The organism is Thermostichus sp. OS-CIW-26, from assembly GCF_054058395.1.
This window is the reverse complement of the sequence record NZ_JBSSAG010000062.1, coordinates 1-5,013: the sequence shown is the minus strand read 5'-3', so window position 1 is coordinate 5,013 and position 5,013 is coordinate 1. Positions and strand designations below refer to the sequence as shown.

General features: G+C 57.7%; 6 protein-coding genes. All 6 read left to right on the top strand.

Features of this window, described 5'->3' with window-relative positions:
• The first annotated feature begins 163 nt into the window (after nt 1-163).
• The 6 genes from ACVW0C_RS14105 (at nt 164) to ACVW0C_RS14080 (ending at nt 4,938) form a co-directional block, all read left to right on the top strand.
• Nucleotides 164-1,021, top strand: a complete 858-nt coding sequence (locus ACVW0C_RS14105) for a hypothetical protein (RefSeq protein WP_414342821.1) — start codon at nt 164-166, stop codon at nt 1,019-1,021.
• A gap of 28 nt (nt 1,022-1,049) precedes the next feature.
• Entirely contained in the window at nt 1,050-1,355 is a 306-nt protein-coding gene (locus tag ACVW0C_RS14100) for a hypothetical protein (RefSeq protein WP_011434047.1), read from the top strand.
• A 288-nt stretch (nt 1,356-1,643) separates the two neighbouring features.
• A complete protein-coding gene (locus tag ACVW0C_RS14095) occupies nt 1,644-2,864 on the top strand; it encodes a tetratricopeptide repeat protein (protein ID WP_457386027.1) in 1,221 nt (406 codons plus the stop codon).
• 428 nt (nt 2,865-3,292) lie between these two features.
• Complete coding sequence (locus ACVW0C_RS14090) at nt 3,293-3,427, top strand: hypothetical protein (protein WP_457386025.1); 135 nt, start codon at nt 3,293-3,295, stop codon at nt 3,425-3,427.
• The gene (locus ACVW0C_RS14085; protein WP_041436760.1) at nt 3,417-4,184 is read left to right on the top strand and encodes an RNA polymerase sigma factor SigF; all 768 of its coding nucleotides are present in this window, start codon (nt 3,417-3,419) and stop codon (nt 4,182-4,184) included. The genes ACVW0C_RS14090 and ACVW0C_RS14085 overlap by 11 nt, the downstream gene beginning before the upstream one ends.
• Nucleotides 4,185-4,551: 367 nt before the next feature.
• A complete protein-coding gene (locus ACVW0C_RS14080) occupies nt 4,552-4,938 on the top strand; it encodes an SAM-dependent methyltransferase (RefSeq protein ID WP_457386024.1) in 387 nt (128 codons plus the stop codon).
• The last annotated feature ends 75 nt before the right edge of the window (nt 4,939-5,013 follow it).

Genomic DNA, 5,013 nt, shown 5'->3' with positions numbered 1-5,013 from the left:
GGCTAGAACTAGGACGCGACCACCATGCGGCCATCAACATCAAGCACAGGGCGGTGGGGCATCCCGTTCTTTTCGCGTCAGCGGGACGTAGTCCTCAAGCGCAGGAAACGTCCTTTTCGCATTAGCGGCGCGGAGCGCTTTGCATCAGCATGAGTGCGGGAGTATGTCACGACGGAAGGTGAGGCAGATGGGGGGCTGGCTCAGGCAAAACTGGCTGTGGCAACTGGGGAGAGCCCTTGTGGCTGTTTGGATCGGCTGGGCGGAGGGGAGCGCTGCCTGGGCGAGGGACATGGCGCCGGCTGCCCCTGGAGTCTCCTCCCCCCCTACTTTGCCCATCCCTTGGGAATGGGTGTACGACTTGCAGGAGCAAGCCCGGCAGCGGCAATGCACATTGGTTGGCCTGTTGCGCAGCGATCCCTTGCCGGCGCCGGATCCCCAGTGGCAGGTGTACACACGGCTAGATTTGGTGGCCACGCCTCAGGCTGGTCGGTTGACCAGTGTGTTGTTTGCCGAGAACACCCGTACTCGGGCCTTGCAGGTTATCTATCAAGCCTCAGGGTCGGTGTACGACCCCGTTGAGGCATTGGATTTTGCCATGATCCTGCCTCTAGCCTGGCAGGGGAACACTTTGCTGGCGCGGGAGTACGAAGGCTGGTTCCAGACCGATTTGAGCTGGGATCGGGCGGTGGTCTGGCCTTTGCCCACTGGCTCGACAGGGATCCCACCGGTGCAAATCTGGGATCCGCCGCCGGCGCTGGGGTATGCGCAGCTGCTGGGCTGGGATCCCCAGGCGCGAGAGCGGGTGCTGTTTGCGGTGGCCGATAGTCTTGGAGAGATGCCCCGCTTGGTGAGCGTGGGCCCAGACCGCCAGGTGTTGCTGCGAGCGCCTGCCGTTGCCCTTTCCCCAACTCCCTCTTCTCTACAGGGGTGGCAGGAGATCCGGCCCAAGGGGGGAGAGCCTCTCTGCCACCAAAGCCGTTTTGGGCTGGAGCAGGGAGGGGAAAATGAAAAATTAAACTGAGATGCAGAAGCCTGTGGGAGCGACAACCATGTCCAAACCGGTGGTGCGGCGGGGCTGGCCTCTGGAGGCCTTTGTCGGGGATGTAATCGTCTGTACCCTAGAGGGATCCCATCTGGATCAGGTGACGGAAATCCGAGTCAGCCCGGCGGGTAAAGGGATCCGAGTCAGCTTTGGGGATCCCTTGGGACGCTCTAAGGAACCGGTGCAGGCCAACGCCGAGGCGCTGACGGTTACCTTTGAGATCGATCCCAGCACCTACCCTGGCGAAAAGCGCATTGAGCTGATCTCGCCGGCAGGGCCCAGCGATCCCCTGCCGTTTTTGGTGATGATGTAGAGGCGCGCAGAAAAGAGCATGACTCTAGTCAATAATAAGCTCAACTATACTGAAAATAATGTATAATATGTTCAGTACGGATTACTACCAGTTGATCTTTCTGTTTACTTTCGAGTCTGCCAACATGGTAGCCAAAGCAAAGCAGAAAATTGGTAGTAAGACGACACGGAAACTGCGCTTTGGGTATTCTACTCAAAGCTTTGCGGGATACCGCCATTCTGTTTGGACTCCGTCCCGCTAACGCGAATGGAAACAAACAGAATGCTATCGCTGCATAGTTGAACAGTGATGTTCAGCAGTGTTCAGCGTAAATGTATCAGGAAGTGGGTCATGCCGTTTGTGATTGCCCCGACCGACGTGGGCGTGCTGGTGCTGGGGGCGAGCCTGTTGCTTTTGGCCGGGGGTTGGGCCTGGTGGCTGCGGCGGCAGAAGCGTGCTGCCTCCCCAGAATCGACAACCGTTTCGCCGGCCCCGGCGGTTGACCCATCTGCCCTTTCGGCGGAACAGGCGGCTCAACTACAGCCCTTCGAGCAGGCGGTGGGAGATCAGCCGCAGGATCCCATTGCCTGGTACAACCGCGCCACCACCCTCGACCACCTGGGGCAAGCCCAAGCTGCCCTGGCCAGCTACGACCGCGCCCTGGAGCTGAAGCCGGACTTCCCCGAAGCCTGGAACAACCGTGGTTCTCTGCTGGACGATCTCGGTCGCCATCAAGAAGCTCTGGCCAGCTATGAGCGGGCTCTGCGGCTGAAACCGGATTTTTTTGAGGCCCGCTTTAACCAGGCCAACACGCTGCGGCAATTGGGCCGCTACGAAGAAGCCCTACGTGCCTACGAACGGGCCCTTGCCCTCAGCCCCGACAGCCCGGAAACGTGGTACCTGCACGGGCTAACCTTAGCCTCTCTGGGACGGTGGCAGGGATCCTTGATCAGCTACGACAAAGCCCTCGCCATCAACCCCGTCGATGCTCAAGTTTGGCAGAGTCGGGGGCTGGCTCTGTTTCACCTAGAGCGCTACGCCGATGCTCTGGCCAGCTACGAACGAGCCCTGCAACTGGGCTCCGAATCGGCCTCTCTCTGGGCCGGCCATGCCCTTGCCCACCACCGCCTCGGCAACCCGATGGAGGCCCTCAACAGCTATGACCGTGCCCTGGCGCAGGATCCCAAACGCCCTCAGATCTGGGTGCAGCGCGGCCTGGTGCTGATGGACTTGAACCTCTACGAGCTGGCCATCCAGAGTTTTGATCGGGCCCTGCAGATGGATCCCGACAATGCCGAGGCTCACTACGCCAAAGCCTGCTGCTGCGCCTGGGAAGGCCAAGTGCCTCAGGCCCTACAAGCTTTGGAGCAAGCCCTACGCCTGGAGCCGGAACGCTACCGCCCCTTGCTCTCCTCTGAGCCCTATTTCGACCTCATTCGCGAGGAGCCGAGTTTTGCATCCTTTTTGGCAGCCCTTGCCGGCACGGATCCCCCCAAGAACCCCCCGCCGCTGTCACGAACAGCCTCTTGACGTTCTCACCTCCCAGAAGGAGAGGAGAGGCTGGAATGCACAGGCTGTTTCACCGCCAACCTGACCCAATCACCAATAACCACGAGAGCACGCCAACAACAGAAATCCGGCAATTTCGTTGGGTCTTACGGGAAAATTGCGCTCTTTTGCCGAGGAAACCCGCCGATTTTCCGTGGAGATGCTGTTGCTTGGGTCAAGAAACCTGGTCAAACTAAGAACGTTCCAGCTCTTGGCAAATCTCAACAGTGTCCGGTTGTGCTTCTAACGCCATCCCTGTAGCCCTGTAGCACCTGCTTGCGCAGGGTCTGGCTGGGCAAAAGCGTCTCTTGACTGGATGGGTGTTGGTTATGGGTGGGATCCTCAACCTTTGAATGGTTTTCGAGTTCCTTGAGTGCTTGTTCTACAGTTATTTTCGGCAAATCGGTAAAGTGGTTGTCTATGATAACGGCCCCTCGCCTGACCTCTCCCAAGAACTCCGTCTCCCTGAGGCGACCGGCGGCCCCCCCTCCATTGCCTTTGGCCAAGACCGGATTCTCAGCCGCATGTGGATCTATGGCATCTAGTGAGGATGTTAAAGCCCGAACCGCCGAACTGTTGCGGCTGTACCACCAGAATCGCGATCCAGCCCTGCGCAACCGGCTGGTGGAAATGAACTTGGGCTTGGTGCGCAAAGAGGCCCACCACTGGCGCAACCAATGCAATGAGGGGTACGACGACCTGGTGCAAGTTGGCTGTTTGGGTTTGATTCAAGCTATCGAACGCTTTGACATCAGCCGAGGCCTGGCTTTTAGCTCCTTTGCCCTGCCCTACATTCGCGGAGAAATTCAACACTACCTGCGGGACAAAAGCCCCACCATGCGGATCCCACGCCGCTGGACGACCCTGCAAAGACAAGCCAAGAAGGTGATTGCCCGTCTGCGGCAAGAGTTGGGCCGTTCTCCCTCTGAGGCCGAGGTGAGGGAAGCCCTGCAACTGACGGAGCAGGAATGGCGAGAGCTGGAGCTGGCCCAACAAAACAGCCTTTTGCTCAGCCTGGATGCTCCGATTCAAACTGAGGAAGACAGTGTTGCTCTGGGGGAGGTCGTTCCGGATCAGCGCTACCGCAGTTTTCAACTGGCTGAAGAAGATCGTATTCGCCTACAACATGCCTTGGCTCAGCTGGAGGAACGTACCCGCAAGATTTTGGAATTTGTCTTCTTCTATGACCTCACGCAAAAAGAAACGGCAGAGCGGCTAGGGATCAGTGCCGTTACTGTTTCCCGCCAAGTCAAAAAGGGGCTGGAACGCCTGGCTAAGTTGTTGAATCAAGATATTTTTTGAGATACAGCCCGTTACAAATTAAGGGATATAAAAGGGTATAAAAATCGTGTTTCTGAGGCTTGACCCCAGTGAGGTTTAGAACAAGCAGGTTCATAGTCATTCCAGACTCGATTGAGATACTCCCGCCGCTGCCCAGACGCTCCGCGCCGCTTCCCCCAGCCCCTCCAGAGGGAGAGGGGAGTTAGAGAGCAATGGAACGGAGATGTTTCATTCCTGTTGAAAATGACCATACAGGTGTATCCCATAACCCCTTAGTAGACTGTACTTGAGCCGACGCAATTGGCGGTGACTTTCCACCCAGTAGAACGGCAGGGGCTCTGTACTGCGACAGGTTGATAGACTGATGGGAAATTGATGAGAATATTTGATGAACAGAGAAAACCGCTCTTCTCGGAATCAACCCTTGGTGCCCCGCGGTTTCAAACCTAAGCTGGGTCAGAACTCGGTGGGCAGGGATCCCTTCTTCCAATGCCAGCCCAACCCGCAAAGTCCAGAGGGAATCAGCTTGGCCCCCTATGTGCGCACCTTGCCCTTGGTTGTCGATGCCATGCTGGATTTGGCCCAGGTGGGGAGCGAGGATACTCTCTACGACTTGGGCTGTGGGGATGGCCGCATTCTCATCCGGGCGGCGCAGCGCTTTGGCACACAGGGCATGGGAGTGGATATCGACCCGGAGCGCATCCTGGAAGCCCAACAGCGGGCCCGAGAAGCCCAAGTTCAGGATCGAGTTACTTTTCTGATACATTTACGCTGAACACTGCTGAACATCACTGTTCAACTATGCAGCGATAGCATTCTGTTTGTTTCCATTCGCGTTAGCGGGACGGAG

What these genes read in the sequence shown, in the direction of transcription:
- ACVW0C_RS14095 (WP_457386027.1), top strand. Translation starts at nt 1,644, where the DNA reads ATGTTCAGCAGTGTTCAGCGTAAATGTATCAGGAAGTGGGTCATGCCG.
- ACVW0C_RS14085 (WP_041436760.1), top strand. Translation starts at nt 3,417, where the DNA reads ATGGCATCTAGTGAGGATGTTAAAGCCCGAACCGCCGAACTGTTGCGG.
- ACVW0C_RS14080 (WP_457386024.1), top strand. Translation starts at nt 4,552, where the DNA reads ATGAACAGAGAAAACCGCTCTTCTCGGAATCAACCCTTGGTGCCCCGC.
- ACVW0C_RS14105 (WP_414342821.1), top strand. Translation starts at nt 164, where the DNA reads ATGTCACGACGGAAGGTGAGGCAGATGGGGGGCTGGCTCAGGCAAAAC.
- ACVW0C_RS14100 (WP_011434047.1), top strand. Translation starts at nt 1,050, where the DNA reads ATGTCCAAACCGGTGGTGCGGCGGGGCTGGCCTCTGGAGGCCTTTGTC.